The sequence below is a fragment of the Mesorhizobium kowhaii genome (assembly GCF_042431665.1).
In the GTDB taxonomy this organism is placed as follows: Bacteria; Pseudomonadota; Alphaproteobacteria; order Rhizobiales; family Rhizobiaceae; genus Mesorhizobium; species Mesorhizobium kowhaii.
This window is the reverse complement of sequence record NZ_JBHLYT010000168.1, coordinates 1-677: the sequence shown is the minus strand read 5'-3', so window position 1 is coordinate 677 and position 677 is coordinate 1. Positions and strand designations below refer to the sequence as shown.

1 protein-coding gene is annotated in these 677 nt (G+C 58.5%); it reads left to right on the top strand.

Going from position 1 to position 677, the window contains the following annotated elements:
* A partial coding sequence (locus tag ACFFNA_RS36860; RefSeq protein WP_514132026.1) for an RNA-dependent RNA polymerase family protein occupies positions 1–588 on the top strand: 588 nt, incomplete at its 5' end.
* Positions 589–677: the final 89 nt, after the last annotated feature.

Genomic DNA, 677 nt, shown 5'->3' with positions numbered 1-677 from the left:
GTGCGCTATATCGACGACTTTGTGATCTGCTTCCAATATCGATCGGACGCCATCCGCGTACAGGAGGCCTTGCGTCTTCGGTTGGGGAAGTTCGGCCTCACTCTAGAGCCGACCAAGACCAAGTTGGTCGAGTTTGGTCGGTTCGCGCAAAGACACGCGGGCAAACGCGGCAGAAACCGCCCGGAAACAATCTACTTTCTGGGTCTAACGCTCTATTGCACGCGAAACCAAAGAGCCAACTTCAAGGTTGGGATGCGCACCGAGAAATCTCGGCTAAAGCGCAGCCTTATGTCTCTGCAGGAGCTCATGCGGCGAATACGGCATTACAAGATCAGTGACCAGGCCGGTGAAATCAACGTCGTCCTGCGCGGCCACTATGGCTATTACGGCGTCGCCGGAAATCTCCGGAGCCTCGTAAAAGTTTATCGAGCCGTGGAGCGTTACTGGCGCGGAATGCTGCGCAGCCGCAGCTGGGCAGGCCGACGCCTCACTTGGGACGCATTCAACCAAATCAAAGAACGGACACCGTTGCTGAAGCCTAAGCTGCGCCTCCCTTATCGGGAGATGCAGGCGCTTGCAGTGCTGTGAACCAACTGTCGAAGAGCGTCGGTGCGGGAAATCCGCACGCCACGTTCTGTGGGAACCGGGGGCGGGCGACCGCCTCCGGTGACCCGGTG